The following is a 21,080-nucleotide window of genomic DNA, read 5'->3' as shown; positions in this document are numbered from 1 at the left end:
AGCTCGGGAGCGGCAATCCAATATGTCATTGTTTGCCCCGGCCCTCACGCACGGCACAGGGTATCGAAACAGAGGCTATCGAAAGCCGGCGGGTAGGGACAGAGCTGATCGACACCATCCGGCTCGAAATGAGGGGTTCGCAACCGTCATTGGTCATCATCATCATCCAAGCCCCCTTCCGATAGCAACGTCACAGCGCTGGCGTCGCGGTACTGGCGTATGACGTGACTTGCAATCCTCTAAGCAAGCTCGCCCAATTCCCAGCATTTTAACTATATTCTATTTAAATTTAGGGCCAGATCAATGGCGGCTTGAGTAAGGTCCGGTAACATCATCGCTGCCGCGGCCTCCCGCGCGGCGCCATGAACCCTACGCCACGTCGACCGCACCGCCCCGCAGCAGTAGCGGGAGATCCTTGTCGATGAAGCCGGTCACGAGCTGCGCCATATGCGCTTGCTTCGCTTCGCTCTCGGTCAATGTATGGTTGTCCTTTTGTAGCTTGAAGCCGCGCCGCTCGATGGCCGCGATGCTGCGGGTGACGAGATCTGTCGTAGTACCGCCGGTCAGCATTTCATTGAGGATGAAGGCTTGGGGGATGGAGATCGTCACGATATTTCCATAGGCGGGCACGATTATCGCCCGGCTGCTATCCGATCGGGCCATCACCCGCTGTAATAAGTGCTGATTGGCCGCATGCTTGAAGCGCAGCCGAGCCGGCGGCGCATAGGCCTTTACCGGGCGATAGGGATAAGCTGCCGGCGCCAGCGTACCGGAAGCAGCAAGGATATTGATGACGCGCTCCAGACCGCCGGTCTTGCCGCCTTTCTTGGTGATGGCCTTGGCCGCCTCTTCCAGGGTCACACTGCCTGCGGCAAATATCTCGTTCAGCGACGGCAGGATCTCGCCATCGAAACTGATCTCGCCCCGCGGTACCGTCAGCTTGTTTCCCGACATCGGCTTTAGCGCGATGAAGCTTTGGCCGCGCAGATTGGCCATGATCTCGGCCGGCCCGAGCCTGGCATGGCCGCGCACGAAGACATCCCGGCGGAACCGCTGATTGTAAAGAAAATCCTTCATCAATTGGCGCAGTCGCGCCGTCGGCTGCCGCGTCACGAAAGCCGAAACATTATCATTCATCATCAGATCGAGATGATTTTCCATCAGCGTCGCCGCGCCGGCGAAATCGAGTTTCGCCGCCGCCATCTCATCCGCCACATCGACCGAATAAAAGGGATTCCAATCGGCATTGAGATATTCGTGTGCCATGTAATTGGCCGGGCGTTTCAGATGCTGGGCAATCGCCTCGCCCACCGCCGGATAGCGCGCCAGATAACCGGCCTTCAAAGCTTGCAGCTCGCCAGCATGGGCCAAGGCTTTTTTCATCCGGTCGCCGCTGCCGCCCTGCTCCACCGCCGCGAATTCCACGAACAGCCGGCGGACCGGTGCTTCGGCCGCCCAGCCTGGCAGGCAGTTATAGCTGTTATAGACGAGGCCGCCCGGCTTCAGCTTCTCGAAGATGAGCCGTTGCACGGCCTGCCGCGCTTCGACACTGATCCAGGAATAGACGCCATGCAGGGCGATGAAATCGAAATCCGGCAGATCGGGCACCGGCATCTTGCCCGCGCCGACCAGATCCTGGAAGCCGCGTTCCAGAAATTGCACATTGCCGATGCCGAGTGCTGCTGCATAACGCGTCGCGGAATCGATATGGGCGGGATTGAAATCGACGCCATAGAACCGTCCCTTCGGAAAGGCGGCCGCGAGATGCATCACCGTCCGGCCATGGCCGCAGCCGAGCTCGATATAGGTGAAATCGCGATCCGTCGGACGCGGCAGGCAGCCGTTCAGAAGTGCTGCGTAATTGATCCAGGCCGGCGATAATTCCCGGTAATGGTTCTCGGTATAGAGCGTATCGGTCACATAACCTTGCGACCACTCCGAGGCGCCTGACATCAATCCCCCTATCATCCGAACTTTGGTTCTGGATCCGAACTTTGGCCAAGTATCACTGCCTTTCCCGTTGTTGCAAGGGAAGGAGATGCAAGAAAAAGGGGCGGTTCCGAAGAACCGCCCCAATCGCTTACTCAGGGATGAGTGATCAGCCGTTGTGATCAATGGTGGTGTGGATGTGGCTGTCGATGATGGCGGTCGCCGTGCTGCCACCACTGCTCGACTGGAACACGTCGTAGGTTTGACCATGATCGGTGACACTACCGACCTTGCTCCAATCACCGTTCAAGGTGACGTTGTCATGGTCATTACCCTGGATCACCAGCGTGTGGTCGTCAGTCATTTCGAGTACTGACTTTGCATCCAAAGTGATGTGCTGTTCGCTACCGCCGCCACCATTGAGATTGAGGGTGTCGATACCGGTGATACCCTTGTGACCGCTGTTCCCGTAGACGTCGCCAGTGAAGTCCCAGTCTCCGACCTTCGAGAGATCAAGAACGTCGTCGCCGGCACCGCCATCGATCAGACGGCTGCTACCCGTCAGATCGTCCCTGTCGATCAGAAGCACGTCGTTGCCGGCACCTCCGTGATAGGTGTCATGGCCTTGACCGCCATCGAGGTAGTCATTGCCGTTATTGCCGTACAGATCGTCGTTGCCCTGACCGCCTTCGATCCAATCATCACCGCTACCGCCGCTGATGGTGTGGCCACCACCGCTATCGGTATGGGAAATGTTGTTACCGGCGTCAACAATGTGACGATCGGTACCTTTGTTGGTGCTGTAGTCATCATTGTTCGTATAAGTCGTTGAACCGTAAGTCTGGTGGCCAATCGACAGGTTGAGATCGGCATTCAGCGCATGTATCGCAATCTGATCCGTGTCCGTATGCCCGTCCCCGTCCTTGCTGGTCATGGTCAGCGTGGCGTCATTGCCATCCGACGTATACTTTAGACCCGCCAGGGCGGCGTTGATGGCGTCCTGGGTGCCGTGGAAAGTCATGGTCCCATCATTCGTGCCGTCACCGGCATCGAAGGTTAGCCCGGCCATGCTGGCGAGGGTGATCGCGCCATGGTCGACCGCCAGGGTCACCGTGAGCAACTGGCTGTCGAGATCCGCAACGCTGACCCCTCCAATCGCGACCGTGCCGGTATTGACGGCGATCGAACTCGGCACCGTGTTCACCGGAGGCGCCAACTCCGTCAGCTTCGGCTGGCCGTTCTGATCGAGCGTAATGCGGTAGGTATGGCCATTTACCTCGATATATTCGACCGCCTTGTTGGTATCGGCGTTGTTGTCACCGTCGGTTTCGAACTGGCCCTTCACAGTGATGGTCTCGCCACCGATCGTGACGATCAGGTCGTTACCGTTCTTGGTCAGTGTCGGGTTCGTGTCGGTCCCCGTGATCTTCAGGGTATCCGCCAGGCCCGCCGTTTCCATGATCGTGTCATTGCCGTCACCGACCGCCCAGATATAGGTGTCGTTGCCGGAACCGCCATGGAGCTGATCCTTACCCGTGCCGCCGGTGATGATATCGTCACCACCCTGGCCGTAGATGACGTCGTCGCCTTCGCCACCCAGCAGCGTGTCGTTGCCGTATTGGGCACCGGCATATTCCTTCCCCGCTTCATCCGGGTTGGCCTTCAGCCAGGCAACGATCTCGGCCTCGGTCATGCTGCCGAAATTCTGCCAGCCGATGGTGTTCGGATTGCCGTCGTTCTGACCACCATTTAGGCTTTCGGTATAGACCTGGTCACCGAAGATCAGGTCGTTGCCCTTGCCGCCATTGATAACATCATCACCCTGTGCGAGGGGTTCCGGTGCCTTGCCGACATCGAGCGCGTCGTTTAGCTGACTTGCATCGGTGACGATCTGCGCGTCACCCGGTGTCTGCGTGTCGCCGGAATTGTCGAACTTATCCAGGTTGGTCTTGGTAACGCCGCTACCGATACCGATCGCCTGGAAGTCGACATGCAACCCGTCATTGCCGGTCGCCAGCATGCTGCCCGCCGCACCCAGAGCCTCGCTGATATATTGCTGGATCTGGCTGTTGCTGGGGCTGGCATCGATATCCGTCGGATCACCGCTGTTATTCAACCGGGCCGTCGGATCACCATCGCTGAGGAAGTAGGCTTTGTTGCTGTTGCCGTTATTGCCGACCTGATCAAACCATTCCTTGGCCGCCGCCATGGCAGCTTCGTAGTTGGTGTACTGCGTGCCGCGGTTGTCCAGACCATCGACAAACTGAATTGCGGTCTGGTTGCCGTCCTTGGTCGTCGAAGTGAAGTCCCCACTCGCGTTCGACTCCCACTCGCGGACAACGTCGGTGCCGAAAGCGATGATCTTGACATTCACATCACCCGGATGGTCGGCATATTTGGCCAGCAATTCATCGACCGCCGCCTGCATCACATCCAAGCGGCTCTTGCCACCCGATCCTGAGAAGGTGTCATTCATCGAGGTCGAGACGTCGAGGATCAGGCAGATATTGTAGTCGCCCGCCACGATCTGGCCCGACTTGCCACCGACGTCACCAACCAGCACGTCGCCGGCGTCGCCGCCATTGATACTGCCCTGGTTCTGATCGCTCGGCGCATGATCGATATGGTGATCGGTCTGCTGGCCGAGATTGTCATCGACATTCTCGCCCACGATCAGAACCGGCTTCGCCGTATCGTTCACATGAACGGTGATGGTGTTGGTCGCCGTATCGCCGTCCTTATCCGTCACCTGATAGGTGAAGGTGTAGTCATGCGCACCATTGATATCAGCGGGGGCGGTGTAATGGACCGTGCCATCGACATCGATGCTCAACGTACCCTGGTTGCCATCATTGCCCGAGCTAACTTCGACCGAGTGCAAACCATCTGCACCACCGCTGAAATCAACGTGGCCGATATTGTTGCTGGTGCCTTCGTCAACCGCGGCAAGATCAGCATGTTGCGCTGTCGGCACATCGTCGGTCACATCGACATGCACCGGCACGTCGATGGTCTGGCCATAAGGACCCGTCAGGTGGACGGTATAGCTATCGCCATCGACTGTGTTCTGACCGTCCGACACATTCGGCGTACCATCATTCACCGGCGAGGTCAGCTGGTAGCTGTAGCTCACCGTGTTGCCGGTTTGCGTAATGGTCATCGTGCCATGCGGCAGATTGAACGTCCCCGTATTGGCCGTGAAGCCATCCGGCACGGTGAAGGAGTTGTGGTCCGTGGTCGAACCGCCGCCCTGATGCGTCCCAGTCGGCAACTGGGATTCGTTGACGGTCAGATCAGAGGCATGCGGTGCTGTCGGGGTCGTCGGATTGCCAATCGTAAAGGTGGCCGAAGCGTTGTTGTGATCACCGTCCTTATCGATAATGGCGTAATCGAAGCTGAAGCTCTCGCCCACACCGTAGCTGTGGCCGGTTTTCGAGTCGAAGGTCACGGCACCATCCGCTGATACATGGATCGTGCCATTCGCATTGGTGATCGTGAAGCCGCCATTGCCATCCGAGACGCCCCCCTCAACCGAGAAGATCTTCTGGCTGGCATAGCCGTCCGCGCCGGCATGATCATTGTCCAGGATGTTGCCGATAACCTGACCGGTCGCAACCTGCGCCGTGAAGGCACCGAACAGGTCCGCTGTCGGCACCGGCACGTCGTCCTTGATGTCGATATTCACCGGCACGTTTACCGTCTGGTTGAACGGGCCATCCAGATGCACCGTAAAGGTGTTGGCATTATCCACGATGTTCTGGCCATCGGCACCGCCAGCCAAGCCGTCATCGACCGGCGAGGTCAGCGTGTAAGTGTAGGTCACCGTGCTGCCGGATACCGAGATGTTCAGCGTCCCGTTCGCTAGGGCATGGTCGCCGAGATCAGCCGCTTGCACCGTATAGCCGGCGGGCAAGGTGAAGCTATCGCTGGCGGAGATCGAGCCGTTACCGAGATGGTTGCCGGAAACCAGCTGCGATTCATTGACCTCCAGATCCGACGCCGCCGGCGGTGTCGGCTGCTCCGGATTGCCAACCGTAAAGCTGGCATGGGCCGTCGAGGTATCACCATCGGCATCGACGATCGTGTAATCGAAGCCCAGCGTCTCGCCCGGGTGGTAGTTGTGGCCGGCATTCGAGTCGAAGGTCACGCTACCATCGGCCGCGATATGGATCGTGCCTTGGTCTGCAGTGGTGATGGTGAAACCACCATTGCCATCCGACACGCCGCCCTGGACCGAAGTGATCTTCGGCGAACCATAGCCATCTGCACCGGACTTATCGTTGGTGAGAATATTGCCGATCGATTGACCATCTGCGATTTGGGCCGTGAACGAACTGAAGTCATCGCTCGTGGCAACCGGCTTGTCGTCCGCGATATGGACGGTCAGGTCGCCACTGGTCGTGTCACCGGTCTGGTCGGTCACCGTCACCTTGAATGAGGTGTCGGCGGAGTCGCTACCGCTGTCGTTATGCTTCGCCTGATCAAGCGTGTAGTCATAGTCGACAGTGTAGGTGCCGTCGGCATTGTGAGTGATGCCCGTGATATGCAATTCGCCCAGGCCGTCCTTATCCTGGATTACCTCACCGCCTTTGCCATCGAGGCTGATTACCTGATCGCCGATCTTGATGGTGACGCTCTCGTTGCCGCCATCGACCGTGAAGGCTCCGTGGACGGTTTCGCCACCCTGTTTCGGATCCGTGCCGTCCGTCAGATGGCTTTCCTCCACCGAGACTTCGCCAGGTCCGACCGCCGGCTCTTGGCTTTGCGGATCCTCATGGGTGATCGTCGGGACATGATTGTCGTCGATGTTGACGGTGATGCAGCCGCTGGCCTTGTCGCCGTCGTTATCCGTCACCGTGTAATCGAAGGTGATCGGATGACCCGATTGCGAGCCGTCGATCGGCTTCGCCAGATCGAACTGGTAGTGATAGCCGTTCTGGTCGTGGATCAGGGTCAGGGTGTAGATGACCGTGTCGCCGGCTTTGCCGTAAAGCACGCCATTCTGCACCGTTTCCGTGATGTCCTGGCCCTTGTACTGCAGGCCGGTCTCGGCATGAGCGGTCAGATCCACATGGCCGGGGCCATCAGCGCCGAACTGCAGATGCAGATCGCCCTTGACGGAATTCGCCGTGCCGTTGCCGCTGTCGGCATCGACGACATTGAAGGTCGCGTCGTGGATGCTGAAATCGCTGCTATCCGAACCGCCCTGATCGCCATTCGGGTTGGAGGTTGCCGGCAGGCCGGCAAAGACGATCTGGTCGAAGCCGCTGGCCGGACCGTTGATGGTCAGCGCCAGGGAGCCGTTACCATTTTCCGCCGTGAAGCTGATCCAGTCGCTGACCGGCTGGCCGTTCAGGTAGAGGCGGTAGGCACCCTGTTCATCGCCGATATTGCTTTCATTCGGGTAGAACTCGGCGAGGTTGACCGTCGCGCTGGTCGCCACCTTGCCATCCTGGGCCAAGGAGATGACAAGTGCTTCCGAGGTCTGGCTGTGGCTGTCGCCGAGGTAATTGACCTCGTCGAAGCGTTCCTGACCGTCGCCATCGATACCTGAACTGGCACCGAAACCGGTGGTGCCGCCATAGGCGTTGCCGCTGTCGCCATTGACGTTGACGCTGGCCGCGTCGCCGTCATGACCCGGCAATGACGTCACATAATTGCCGTTAGCATCGACATAACCAGCCGAGATGTGCAGCGTGCCCTCGGTATTGTTGCCGCTCTGCGCGTCGTAATGAGCGGTATCGATGGTGTAGGTGTCATGGCCGGTCTGGCCGCCATCGGTCGGTTCCTTGACCACCGGTGCTTCCACACAGGAAGCCGTCGGCGTGTCGTCATTGACCGTGACAGCGATCTGGCCGCTCGCCTTGTCGCCGTCGCCATCAGTGACGGTATAGCCGAAGTTCAGCGTGGAATTGTCTTCCAAGCTGCCCGTCTGGCCATGATCCGGATGATCGATCGGGGCCAACAGGGTAAAGGTCGCCTCGCTGCCATCACCGTCGATGGCGAGCGTGAGGACATCTACTCGTGAGGTGTGGCCTTCGGATTCATAGGTGATGTAGCCGGTCAGCGTATGGCCATCAGCGCTCAGTTCGTACTGAACGTTATGCCCATCCGACTTGATCTGCGGCAGGTTCGACGTATCGATCGCCACCGAACCCTTGCCATCGGCACCGAAGTTGATGCCGAGCGCAACGGTCGCATGCGTGCCCACGGTCCCGATATCGCCGGGGCCGTCCTCGATGCCCGCCGAGCCGTTATGGCCATGGGCAGCGTCGAGCCCATCCTCATCGACCGTCATCGTGACAGGCGCACCCGCTTTCGGCGCATCGTCGGTGACATGCACCGTGATGGTCGAGCTCGCGCTGTCCCCGGAGGCATCCTTCACCGTGATGTTGAATTGCTGGTTGAAGGTATCGTTCGGGTTCGAGAGCAGATGGTTATCGGTCACCGTGTAGTGATACGCCACCGAGTAGGTGCCGTTATGGTTATCGGTGATGCTGTCAATGACCAGCGTGCCCTTGTCGCCCGGGATCTGCGAGCCATCGGTCACGGTGGTACCATTGATTTGGATCGAGCCGAGGCCTTCACCATGGGTGTCGATCGTGAACACGCCGTTCTTGCTGAGCTGGCCGTCATCCGGCTGCGTCCCATCCGACAGATGGCTTTCGCTCAGGGTCAGCTCGCCATTACCGTTATTTGGATCATTCGGATAGGGATCCTGATGGGTGATCGTCGGGACGTTGTCCTTCACGCCCACGGTGATCTTCCCCGTGTCACGATCGCCGTCACTATCCGTCACAGTGTATTCAAAGCTGTAGCTCTGATCACCCGTCACATTGGCCGGCGGTGTGTAATAGACATGTCCATTCACGATGGTCAGAGTGCCGTGATTGGCGTTATTGCCACCCGTGATCTGGATATTGCCGAGGCCGTCCGCGCCCGCCGTATAATGGCCACCAAAGACATGCTCCACGGTGCCGAGGTCTTGCGCCGCGCTATGCTCATTGACCTGACCCAGCGTGACGTCGCCAGCCTTCGGCCCGTCATCATCGACATTGACGTTGACATAGCCGGTCTTGGCATCGCCGTCCTTGTCGGTCGCGGTCACACCGAAGCTGAAATGCAGGTTGTCTTCCGGACGGGTATCGATGCCGCCGAGGCTCAAGGAGGTGTCGATCGGATGATCGAGGCCCTGCAGCAAGGTGTAGGACCAGGTCCCGTTGGCATTCAGCGTGAAAGCGAATACCGCATGGGCCGAGTCGTGCTGGTTGCCGGCATAGCCGGTCAGCGTGGTGCCGTCGAAGACCAGCTGGATGGCGGTGCCATCCGAAGCCTTCAGGTTGTTGGTGCCGGTCACCGCATGGGTCACCGGGTCGATGTTCACATTGAGCAGCGTGTTGCCCAGGATCGCATCGCTGGTCACCTTCAGTGAAGTCAGGCTGAGGCCGCCGGGGCCATCGGCGCCATAATCGACCACGACCGAACCGCCAACCGTCGTGCCGCCCATGTCATCATAATGACTACCCGGGAAGATGACGCCGCCAACCCCGACATTGTCGGGATTCGTGTCGCCATCATGGTTGCCGGTCGGCAGGAAGTCTTCGTCGATACGGCCTTCACCCAGAACGAAGTTCGGATCCGAGCTAACGACGCAGGGTGTGCCCGGCGTGTCGTCATTCACCTTGATGGTGAAGGTGCTGGACTGCGAGTCACCGTCACCGTCGGTCACCGTGGCGGTCAGGTTGAGGCTGATCTGATCGTTCTGCGCCCCATTGTTCTGCAGCGGCTGGTCGAGTTCGAAGGTGTAGGTGCCGTTGTGATTGTCGGTAATCGTGAAGACATGGTTCGCATGGGGATCGTTACCGGTGTAACCGACCAGAACGCCATCCACCATCTGGGTATGAACCACGTCGCCCGAAGCGGTCTTCAGGCCCGGATTGTTCAGGGCGAAGGTCACGCTCTGCAGGCCGTCCGCGCCGACACCACCATTATTCTGATAGTCGAAATGGAAGGTTACCTTTTCGTCATTCGGATTGGCGGTCGTAAGCGCCGATTCGTCCACCGTGCTGTCATTGCCGCTGAAGGCAACCGAGAACTTCGAGGGGCCGTCATCCTTGAAGGTGATGGTGTCGCCGATATTGACCGTATGGCTGTCCTTGTCGCCGTCGCCATCGGTGACGGTATAGGTCACCTGCAGCGCGCCGTCATTGATATGAACAGCGTCATTCGCGTCATTCGGATTATTCTGATGGATCGGCTCGTATTGGACGATGGTCAGCTTGCCGCTGGCATCCATCGACAGCGCGAAGGCAGCCTTGCCATTCGCACCGTCTTCGCGGCCGACCACCAAATCGCCTTCCTTGAAGAGGTAGATGTGATGGCCATCGGTGGTGGTGAGGCCGGAATCCACCCCGTTTGTGGAGATGCCAAGCGTCAGGCTTTCGCTACCCTTGTCATCGGCACCGAAGCTGACTGTCGTGTTGACGACCGAGCCGGAGCTCTGCGCCCAGCCCATGGGCGCATCATGATTTGCGACCTGGTTGAAGATCGAGGGCACACTACCGGACTTGTCGTTCTCCTGCAGGCCGGCGCTCTCATCGATCGTGACGCCGCCGTGATCGGCGACGCAGATTGTCGAGATCGGCGTGTCGTCCTTCACATGAATTTCGAACTGGCCGTTGTTCAGATGGATGCTGTCGCCGTCTTCATCGGTCGCCTTGATGATGCCCGAGAAGTCGATGTCGATCGTGCTGTCGTTGCCGGGGCCCTTATGGTCGAGCTGATCCTTCAACTCAAACTTGTAGCCGCCATCGCTATCGACCGTCAGGGTGAACACGACATGCGGGTTGGTCGCAAGCCCGGTGTAACCGACCAGGGTATCGCTCAGCATCATGAAGTGCAGATCCTGGCCGTGCGACTGCAGATGCTGCTGGCCGAGGCTCGACTGAGCAGCCTGGATATCGATCGAGAACTGGCCGTGGTTGTCGGCACCGAAGTCGACCGTGGTCTCCAGCGAGCCCGTCGTCGAGGACTTTTGCCCGTTATTTTCGCGATTACCATCCCACAGCGCGCTTTCATCGACGATGCCGTCAACCGTGCGGCAGGTCGAGATCGGCTGGTCGTCCCTCACGTGAATTTCGAACTGGCCGTTGTTCAGATGGATGCTGTCGCCGTCTTCATCGGTCGCCGTGATGATGCCCGAAAAGTCGAGATCAATCGTGTTGTCGTTGCCCGGGCCCTTATGATCGAGCTGGTCCTTCAGCTCGAACTTGTAATTGCCGTTCTCATCGACGGTGAGCGTAAAGACCACATGCGGATTGTTCGAGGTGCCGGTATAGCCAACCAGCGTATCACCAACCAGCTTGTAGTGTAGATCCTGGCCATGGGATTCCAGGTGCTGCTGGCCGAGGATCGACTGCGCTGCGCCGAGGTCGATCGAGAACTTGCCATGGTTGTCGGCACCGAAATCGACCGTGCCCGCCAGCGAGCCCATCGTCGAGGTGCGCTGCCAGTAGTTTTCCCTGTTGCCGTCGCTCAGCGCACTCTCGTCAACCGTGCCGTCGATATTGTTGCAGGTCGCGACCGGCTGGTCGTCCTTCACGTGAACTTCGAACTGGCCGTTGTTCAGGTGGGTGCTGTCGCCGTCTTCGTCGGTCGCCTGAATGATGCCCGAGAAGTCGATGTCGATGACGTCGTCGGCCTTGCCATAATGGGCATGGTCAAGCTGATCCTTCAGCTCGAACTTGTAGTCGCCATCGCTGTCGACCGACAGGGTGAAGATCACATTCGGATGGTTCGAGCTGCCCGTGTAACCAATCAGCACGCCGTTCTGCACCATGTAATGCAGGTCCTGGCCATGCGAGGTCAGGTGCTGGCTCTCCAGGCTCTGCTTCGCAGACTGGCCGAGATCGATCGAGAATTTGCCGTGATTGTCGGCACCGAAATCGACCGCGCCGGCCAGATGGCCGTAGGCAACCTTGGTCTGCCACGGATTGTCGCGATTGCCGTCGCTCAGAGCGCTTTCGTCAACCGTGCTGTCCACGCTGTTGCAGGTCGCAATCGGCTGATCGTCATTCACATGGACTTCGAACTGGCCATTGTTCAGGTGGATGCTGTCGCCGTCTTCATCGGTCGCCTTGATGATGCCTGAGAAGTCGATGTCGATCGTGTCGTCGCCCCGACCATGATCCGCATGGTCCAGTTGGTCCTTCAGCTCGAACTTGTAGTTGCCGTCGCTGTCGACCGACAGGGTGAAGACCTGGTGGACCTGGCCATGGTCGTAGAAGAAGGCGACCAGCTTGCCGCCATCCATCGTGTAATGCAGTTCCTGGCCATGCGAGGTCAGGTGCTGGCTCTCCAAGCTCTGCTTGGTAAACTGGCTGAGATCGATCGAGAACTTGCCGTGATTGTCGGCACCGAAATCGACCGTGCCCGCCAGCGAGCCCATCGTCGAGGTGCGCTGCCAGTAGTTTTCCCTGTTGCCGTCGCTCAGCGCACTCTCGTCAACCGTGCCGTCGATATTGTTGCAGGTCGCGACCGGCTGGTCGTCCTTCACGTGAACTTCGAACTGGCCGTTGTTCAGGTGGGTGCTGTCGCCGTCTTCGTCGGTCGCCTTGATGATGCCCGAGAAGTCGATGTCGATGACATCGTCACCACGGCCGTGATCGGCGTGATCCAATTGGTCCTTCAGTTCGAACTTATAGTTGCCGTCGCTGTCGACAGTCAGGGTGAAGACCTGATGGACCTGGCCGTGGTCGTAGAAGAACGCGACCAAGGTGCCGCCCTGCATCGTGTAATGCAGTTCCTGGCCGTGCGAGGTCAGGTGCTGGCTCTCCAGGCTCTGCGTCGCAGACTGACCAAGATCGATCGAGAATTTGCCGTGATTGTCGGCGCCGAAATCGACGGTGCCGCCCAGATTGCCATAGGCAACCTTGGTCTGCCACGGATTGTCGCGATTGCCGTCGCTCAGGGCGCTTTCATCGACGCTGCTGTCAACATCGCGGCAGGTCGAGACCGGCTCGTCGTCCTTCACATGGATTTCAAACTGGCCATTGTTCAGGTGGATGCTGTCGCCGTCTTCGTCGGTCGCCTTGATGATGCCCGAGAAGTCGATGTCGATGACATCATCGCCACGACCGTGATCGGCATGATCCAGCTGATCCTTCAGCTCGAACTTGTAATTGCCGTCGCTGTCAACGGTCAGGGTGAAGACCACATGCGGATTGTTCGGACTGCCGGTATAACCGACCAGCGTATCGCCCACCATCTTGTAGTGCAGATCCTGGCCATGGGATTCCAGGTGCTGCTGGCCCAGGACCGCCTGGGCTGCCTGGAGATCGATCGAGAACCTGCCGTGATTGTCGGCACCGAAATCGACCGTGCCCTTCAAGGAACCGGCCGTCCAGCTGTGCTGCCAGTAGCCTTCCTTGTTGCCGTCGCTCAACGCGCTTTCATCAACCGTGCCGTCGACATTGTTGCAGGTCGCGACCGGCTGGTCGTCCTTCACATGGACTTCGAACTGGCCGTTATTCAGGTGGATGCTGTCACCATCTTCGTCGGTCGCCTTGATGATGCCCGAGAAGTCGATGTCGATGACATCGTCACCACGGCCGTGATCGGCGTGATCCAGCTGATCCTTCAGCTCGAACTTGTAATTGCCCTCGCTGTCGACAGTCAGGGTGAAGACCTGGTGGACCTGGCCATGGTCGTAGAAGAAGGCGACCAATGTGCCGCCCTGCATCGTGTAATGCAGTTCCTGGCCATGCGAGGTCAGGTGCTGGCTTTCCAGGCTCTGCTTCGTAAATTGGTTGAGATCGAGCGAGAATTTGCCATGGTTGTCGGCACCGAAATCGACCGTGCCAGCCAGATGGCCATAGGCCACCTTGGTCTGCCACGGATTGTCGCGATTGCCGTCGCTCAGCGCGCTTTCATCGACCGTGCCGTCAACATCGCGGCAGGTGGAAACCGGCTGGTCGTCCTTCACATGGATTTCGAACTGGCCGTTATTCAGGTGGATGCTGTCGCCGTCTTCATCGGTCGCCTTGATGATGCCCGAGAAGTCGATATCGATGACGTCGTCGGCCTTGCCGTAGTGTGCATGGTCAAGCTGATCCTTCAGCTCGAACTTGTAGTCGCCATTTTCATCGACGGTCAGCGTGAAGACCAAGTGAGGATGATCGGGACTGCCGATGAAGCCGATCAGCGTATGGCCGTCATCGCTCAGCTTGTACTGCAGATCCTGGCCATGGGATTCCAGGTGCTGCTGACCCAGGACCGCCTGCGCGGCGCTGAAATCGATCGAGAACTTGCCGTGATTATCAGCGCCAAAATCAACCGTGTTCTTCAGCGAACCCGTCGTCGAGGCGTGCTGCCACGGACCTTCGCGGTTGCCGTCCCACAAGGCGCTTTCCGAAACCGTGCCGTCCTCGCTACGGCAGGTCGAAACCGGCTTGTCGTCTTCGACATGAATTTCCAGCTGGCCGTCCTTCAGGACAATGCTGTCGCCGTCGCTGTCGGTCGCCTTGATGACCTTGCCGAGATCGATGTCCTTGGTGTCCTGGCCGGGCGCCGGGTGATCAAGCTGGTTCTCCAGCGTGAAGGTATAGTCGCCGTTCGGCTTCACTTCGAGGGTGAAGACGTCATGCGTATTGCCATGGCTGTCGGTGATGTAACCGACCAGCTTGCCATCCTCCATCTTGTACTGGAGCTCATGGCCATGCGAGCTCAGGTGCTGCTCGGTCAGGCTTTCCAGGGCGCCCTTCGTCAGCTCGCCATTCTTGTTCAGGTTGAGCGAGAAGGTGCCGTCCTTGTCGGCGCCGAAATCCACCGTGCCCTTGAGCGAGCCCGTGGCGACTGCGGTCTGACCGGGATTATCGCGGTTGCCGTCATGCAGGGCGCTTTCGGCGACATTGCCTTCCGCGCTCCCTTCCGTCACCCGCGGCTTGTCGTCGATAAAGGAGACGTCCAGCTGACCGTCGGCATGGTCGCCGTCATAATCGGTGGCGCGGAAGTGAACCAGCGGATTGCCGTTCTCGTCCTGCAGATGAACCGGATCATTGGCCGCCGAACCGTCCAGATTGTGCATCTGGTGGTACTGGGTCAGGGTCACCTCGCCAGTCGTCGGATCGACGTGGATAACGAAAACCGGCTGCCCGTCGGTCGAGATGCCGATGATGGTATTGGCATCCAGCTGATAGGCATCGACCGGCACCTGCTCACCATTGACGTCGATCGTCAGATTGGTGCGCACATGGTCCTGCGCCGCATCGGCCTGATTGCCGCTATCCGGCGCGCCCGTGGCGCCCGGCGCCTGCATATAGATCTCGAAGGCCTGGGCATTGGCATCGCCGTCGCCGGCGAAAATGGTCTTGCCGGCCTGCTCGTTGCCGCGGGCCTTGCCGTCGGCGCCGAAACTGACATCGAGCTGCATCTGGGCCGAGCCGATGACCAGATCCGCCTTGAAGCCCTTGCTGGGGTCGCCGTCCTTGAAGAATTCGCTGTTGATGTGACCAGCGACCTCGGCATTGCTGGCCAGGCCAGGCTTCACCTGGCTATTGACCTCATGATTGCTCAGGGTCGTGTCGTCGGCCTTCTGCTGATTGCCGTTGCTGTCCTGATACTTGGTGTGCTGGTTGCCGGCGGTTTCGTCATGGCCGATGGTCAGATTGGCTTCGACGATGTTGTGCGGCACGCCATCAACATTGTGCACATGGCCCAGTTCGGGAGCATCGTCGACATACTGGAAGTTCAGCCCGTTCGGGCCGGCCGGGACCGCAACGACGGAGCCGTCGCTGTCGCTCAGGAAGAACGGCACGCCGATATTCAGCACATCGGCCGACGCACCAAGATTGTCGATCGCGTCATAGCTGGTGAAATCGATATGGAAGGTGCTGGGCGAAGTCGCGCCGCTGGCCTCTTCGATGCCCAGGGTGAAGACCAGATGGTTGACGCCGTCCGTCGTGTAATAGGCGACGATCATTTCGCCTTGGCCGTTGGCCGCCGGCAGCAGCGCATATTGCAGCTCGTGGCCATGCGAAGTCAGGTGCTGGTTCTGAAGCTGGGTGATCACCGGCACATTGACGCCGTTGGAGAAGGTCACCTTGCCCGGGGTGTCGTCGTGGAAATCGACCGTCACCGTCGCCTTCGTGGTAGTCGGCTCGCGGTCCTGGTCAATGGGATGGCCCTTACCATCGACGGCATTGTCAGAATGGCTGCCTACGCCGTCTTCAACACCGTCTTGGGAGTCGGTCTGGCTGCCGTTCTCATGGTCGTTGGTGTCGAAGGGATCGTTACCGTTGCGGCTACCGGTCTCCCAAATCCCCTCACCGACATTCTGCCCCAGGCGGCTGAGCAGATCACCGTCGAGCGAGAAATCCACGCCGCGCGCGCTTTCCTGGCCTTCCTGGCCGTGGGAATGATGCGCGCTGAGGTCGTCCTCGTTGACCACGCCGCCATTGAAATCGAAGGAGATGCTGACCAGCGTGGGATCGGTATCAACCGCCTGCAGCAGAATGTTGGCGTCCGGCTCGATCAAGCCGTACTGCAGTTCGGTCTGACCAAGCACGCCCAGCTCGCCCAGGCCACCGATGCCGCCTTCATTCGCGAAGGGCGAGAAGAAGCCCGAGCCGCCAGCGGACCCACCGCCCGCGGTGCCGCCGGCAGCGGTCTGGATGTCGAGGTTGGGATCAGTTGCGGCGACCACCGAGGCGACATCGATGTCGTCACCGGATTCGTCCTTCAGGGTCACGCCTGCTTCCTGATTGGCCTCGGCATAGCCCTGCAGGATGATGGTGCGGTCACCGACCTTAATGGCCAGGTTGCCTTCCTCGCCAAACTTGGCAGCGAGGTCGCCGTCGAAGGGGATGGAGATCGTTTCACCAGGGGCAACCTGAACGCGCACGATGTTCTGACCGTCCGGGAAGGCCACGTTGACTGAGCCGTTCGGCACGCCGGGGATATCCGCCCGGGGCGCCGCGCCAGCCGCGGGCTGCTCTGCGCCGCCGGTATTGGCCTGGGCTAATTGAACATTTTCAGGATTAAATTCCTGATGATCATTGCCAGCCGAAGCTTCCGTTTGCGGCACAATCGTGCTGTCCGTCGCCATAGCGCGTCTCCTTGTTAATATCCGTCGTGCATCCCGGCGCCGCCGGGCTTTTCGCCTTCACGGTACCTGGATGCAGCAAGCTCCCAACATTGCGACCGAGAGTAAGTGAGACCCCGTAAGATTCACAACACATGTCGGATTGGCACATATACAAGGGGATGTGAGGAATCATCGAATTACACGTTTATCGGCAAATAAAATTATAATTTGGCCTAATTAACCACGATCATGACGAGAAACTGTACCGCCAGACCGGTTGCCGGGGGGCTTCATCTGGCGGAGGTGTCCAAGTGGACGGCGATGGGTGAGTCGGTGCCGAATAGCTACGGTCGGAGCTTCAACTCCGCTTCCCTATTCGGCACGCTTGGGCGGGAAGTCTAGTTCGCCTCGATCATCAGGAAATAGATCAGATCCTGTTCCGAACGGACGATGGCGGGACATAGGGTCGCTTTGGCCATGATCAGCCGGCCGGGACGCAGGCAAATGATCCGGGCAGGAAAGGACTGCGCCCGGCCACGGGCGAAGCTGGAAACGATTTGCGGCAGGGAAACCGGGGATTTCACCTGCATATACTGATCGAGCGGGCGATCGCGCAGCGCGGCTTCGTCCAACCCCAGCCATTTCTGCGCCGCCGCATTGGCTTTCAGGACAACGCTGGCGGCATTCACCAGGAAGCAGGGCGAGGGGCAGGAATCGGCAATGACCGCCGCGGAAACGCCCTGTCCCACATGCATTGCCTGATCGCGCAGCTGGTCCTGCAGGACCTGCATCTGGCGCTTCAATTCATCGATGCTGTACGCCCGCAAGGCGGCGGAGAGGTTGCCGCCATCGGGGCAGGCATTGGCCAGGCCGTCGATCAGGTGATTGATCCGGATGCCGCGCCGCAACGCGGCCTCTTCCAGGATCTGCCAGACATCCTGGTCCAGCTTCAGCGAATAGCGTCGGCCCTTGCACTGGATGATGCGGTGGACAACCCGCTGCTCATCAACAGCAGCGGCCATGAACTCGGCCTCAAGGGCCGAATTGACCGAGGGCGCAATCAGGGTCTGGCTGGTAATCGTACTCGGCATCTCTATCCGATCGTCGGTCAACGCTCAGTTGTCGGTGCTCAATCAGTCGGGCCGCTGTCCCCAAACGACTTTGACATAGTATTCGGTTCAGGAAAATTACAGCCCGCTTGAGAGATTAATACTGTGATAATCATATTCTGACTAGATTTCATGATAGTTTAGGTTGTCGGCCCCCTTGGGCCGATATTGCAAGGACTCGACATGCCTTTCATCAAGCGCGACCCGACCGGCCAGATCGCGGCCCTGTTCCGCGAAGAAGTCGTGGAGGCTACGGAATATTTACCGCCTACCCATCCCGAAGTGCAGGCTTTCTTCGGTACCATGGCGGGTAATAGTAACGAAACTAACGGTAGCAGTGTCGCAGAGTTCCGGCCGGATATGATGCAATCCGACCTCGCGATGATCCGAGTCTACGAAGATCTCATCGATATCCTGATCAGCAAGCATGTGGTGGTGCTCACGGACTTCCCGCCGGCGGCACAGGAAAAGCTGATGCGCCGCAAGCGTTTGCGTTCTTCCTTCAGCAACCTCACGGAAGCGCTGGAAATCACCGACGAAGACGGGATCATCTGATCTGAAAGTCCGTTGACCTCTCTGCCCGGCTCGCCCAAGCTGACAGCTGAATGTCTGACTGAGCGGACCGTATAGATGCCGACCACCGAAACCGACCTACTTTCTGCCTTGACCGAGGCATTGCCGATCGCGCCGGCCGTCGCTGCGCTCGAAAATGGCGTTGGCCTGGTCATCGTCGATGAGGTCAACGGCTTCGCTACTGTCGGCGCCGGCCCGCTGGCACCGGCCAAGGAAAATGCCGCGGTCAGCCATATGGTCGCCGAGACCGATCGCCTGGCCCGCCAGTTCGTCACCCGCGATTGGCCGATCCTGGCCTTTCTCGACAGCCACATTCCGGGGAAAGCGGAACCCCCCTATCCGCCGCATTGCGAGATCGGCACCGGCCAGGAAAACCTGGTGCCCGCTTTGACGTGGCTGGAAGACCAGCCGCAGGCTTTGCTGGTCCGCAAGGATTGCATCAATGGCTATATCGGCGCCGAGCGGCCGGATGGCGGCAATGCCGTCCGCGAATGGATTGCTCGGCACAAACTGCGGCAAGTCCTGGTGGTGGGGATCTGCACCGATATCTGCGTGATGGATTTCGTCCTGACCTTGCTGTCGGCACGCAATCACGGGCTGGTGCCGCCGCTGCAGGATATCCTGGTCTATGGCCCCGGCTGCAGCACCTATGACCTGCCGCGCGATCAGGCGGTGGCGCTCGGCCTGCCGCCGACCGCCGGCCATCCCCAAGGGGTCGCCCATCACATGGGACTCTATGCCATGGCGTCGCGCGGCGCCAAGCTGGTGCGGGAGGTCAGCTTCGGCTGAGGCAAGGATGCGCAACAAAGCAAAAGGGCCGCTAAGAAGGCGGCCCTTTTTTATGGTCTATCGCAAATCGTCAGAGGACCTGATGGTCCAGATGGATCAGGACATCATGTGAATGGTAAACCTTGGTGCCATCCTCAAAAACCCAATAGGTCAGGCCTTCGACCTGCACACCGCCTTCGGTCGTATGGGCGGCAGCAATGCCGGTTTCCAGGAGCCGGAGATCGGTCACGATATTGAGGTGCGAATCCCCGCCATCACCCATGATGACGATTTCGCCATTGGCGTCCGGCAGCATATCGGAGAGCTGCAAGGTCACGTTCATCTCGTCGTTAGACAAGTCGGCTTTGGCTGCCATCACTTTGACCGCCATGTCCTCTCCATCCCCGCGCACGGGCATTGGCAGAACTGCCCCATCATCGATAACCATCGCTGTAGCGTCCTGGCGCACAAACCATTGCAAGGCGTTGTCTACAAATTATTCTAAAATTTATGGCAATTTCTTAGCAAAGGCAATGGCTTGTTTGATTGACGCGACTAACGCGTTATTAACCATAAATGGTTCACGCTACACGTTAAAGACGCATAACATAAGCGAAGCAAGACGTTACCCGACTTACACCGCGGCTTTGTCCGCTTCGTCAGGCAGACGTTGCGAAGGCGCCAGGTCATGTAGCCGGCTGCGGATAGCAGCGCGGTCAGGCAGGCTGCTTTGCGCCCCACGTTGCAGGCAGGCGAGTCCGCCGGCAATGGAGGCTTCCGTCAAGGCGGTGGGCAGATCGGCACCGGCATCCGTCGCTGCCGCAAAAGCGCCAACGAAGGCATCACCCGCAGCAGTCGTATCGACCGGCACGATCGGCAGGACACCGACGGTCCAGTCGCCGTCGCGGCTATAGGCGACGGCTCCCTCTCCACCCAAGGTGACGATCACCGTGATATCGGCCGCACGGGCGATGGCGCGCGCTGCCTGACGCGGTGCCAACGCGCCGAGCCCAAGTGCCGCAGCCACTGTGACGGCCTCGTGCTCATTGACAACCAGCCAGTCCAAAGCTGCCAGCGCGATGCCGGGAATAGGGCCAGCGGGTGCGGCGTTCAGCAGAACACGCGCGCCGCGCGCCGCAGCACGCTGCACCATGGCCCAATTTTGCGACGGCCAAACTTCCATCTGCAGGATGACGATAGTGCCAGGTCGCAGCAGATCGTCGGATATCTGTGACTCAACCGTGCCGAGATTGGCGCCGGAAGCAACGACGATCATGTTCCGGCCGGTGCGATCGACGCAGATCATGGCGCAGCCGGTCGGCTGATCATCTGGCAAGGTGAGAGACAGATCGACGCCGCCGCGCCGCAGTTCGGACAAGGCGACATCGGCCATGCTATCGCGGCCGGTGCGGCCGACCATCAGCACCTTGGCCCCCGCGCGCGCCGCCGCCAAAGCCTGGTTGGCCCCCTTGCCACCCGGCACCAGCTGATAACCCGGGCCGAGCACGGTTTCGCCGGGTGACGGCAATTGCGCCACCGGAATGGTCATATCGACATTGATCGAGCCGAAGACGACGATCACGGATTAGCTCCCCATCCCCACTTAAGACGGCACGCCG

7 protein-coding genes are annotated in these 21,080 nt (G+C 59.4%); 2 read left to right on the top strand and 5 right to left on the bottom strand.

Annotation, left to right across the window (positions count from 1 at the left end; translation table 11 throughout):
- Nucleotides 1-369 precede the first annotated feature (369 nt).
- The 3 genes from SMD27_RS19660 to SMD27_RS19650 form a co-directional block, all read right to left on the bottom strand.
- Nucleotides 370-1,953 carry a class I SAM-dependent methyltransferase gene (locus SMD27_RS19660; protein ID WP_320510141.1) on the bottom strand — a complete coding sequence of 528 codons (1,584 nt, stop codon included), beginning with the start codon at nucleotides 1,951-1,953 and terminating at the stop codon, nucleotides 370-372.
- A 145-nt stretch (nucleotides 1,954-2,098) separates the two neighbouring features.
- Nucleotides 2,099-17,032, bottom strand: coding sequence for a T1SS-143 repeat domain-containing protein (locus SMD27_RS19655; RefSeq protein ID WP_320510140.1), 14,934 nt, complete (start codon nucleotides 17,030-17,032; stop codon nucleotides 2,099-2,101).
- Nucleotides 17,033-17,409: 377 nt separating this feature from the next.
- On the bottom strand, nucleotides 17,410-18,102 hold the full coding sequence (locus tag SMD27_RS19650; RefSeq protein ID WP_320510139.1) for a ribbon-helix-helix domain-containing protein: 693 nt from the start codon (nucleotides 18,100-18,102) through the stop codon (nucleotides 17,410-17,412).
- 201 nt (nucleotides 18,103-18,303) lie between these two features.
- Here SMD27_RS19650 and SMD27_RS19645 point away from each other — a divergent pair, with 201 nt between their 5' ends.
- Complete coding sequence (locus SMD27_RS19645) at nucleotides 18,304-18,675, top strand: hypothetical protein (RefSeq protein ID WP_320510138.1); 372 nt, start codon at nucleotides 18,304-18,306, stop codon at nucleotides 18,673-18,675.
- Between the two features lie 75 nt (nucleotides 18,676-18,750).
- Nucleotides 18,751-19,482, top strand: a complete 732-nt coding sequence (locus SMD27_RS19640) for an isochorismatase family protein (RefSeq protein ID WP_320510137.1) — start codon at nucleotides 18,751-18,753, stop codon at nucleotides 19,480-19,482.
- A 70-nt stretch (nucleotides 19,483-19,552) separates the two neighbouring features.
- Here SMD27_RS19640 and SMD27_RS19635 read toward each other — a convergent pair whose 3' ends face one another.
- Together SMD27_RS19635 and SMD27_RS19630 are read right to left on the bottom strand one after the other, a co-directional pair.
- Nucleotides 19,553-19,852 carry a hypothetical protein gene (locus tag SMD27_RS19635; protein WP_320510136.1) on the bottom strand — a complete coding sequence of 100 codons (300 nt, stop codon included), beginning with the start codon at nucleotides 19,850-19,852 and terminating at the stop codon, nucleotides 19,553-19,555.
- 243 nt (nucleotides 19,853-20,095) lie between these two features.
- On the bottom strand, nucleotides 20,096-21,043 hold the full coding sequence (locus tag SMD27_RS19630) for a PfkB family carbohydrate kinase (protein ID WP_320510135.1): 948 nt from the start codon (nucleotides 21,041-21,043) through the stop codon (nucleotides 20,096-20,098).
- Nucleotides 21,044-21,080 lie beyond the last annotated feature (37 nt).

It is taken from the genome of Dongia soli (assembly GCF_034044715.1).
Taxonomy (GTDB): Bacteria; Pseudomonadota; Alphaproteobacteria; order Dongiales; family Dongiaceae; genus Dongia_B; species Dongia_B soli.
The sequence above is the reverse complement of the archived record's forward strand: the minus strand, read 5'-3'. Positions and strand labels throughout refer to the sequence as shown.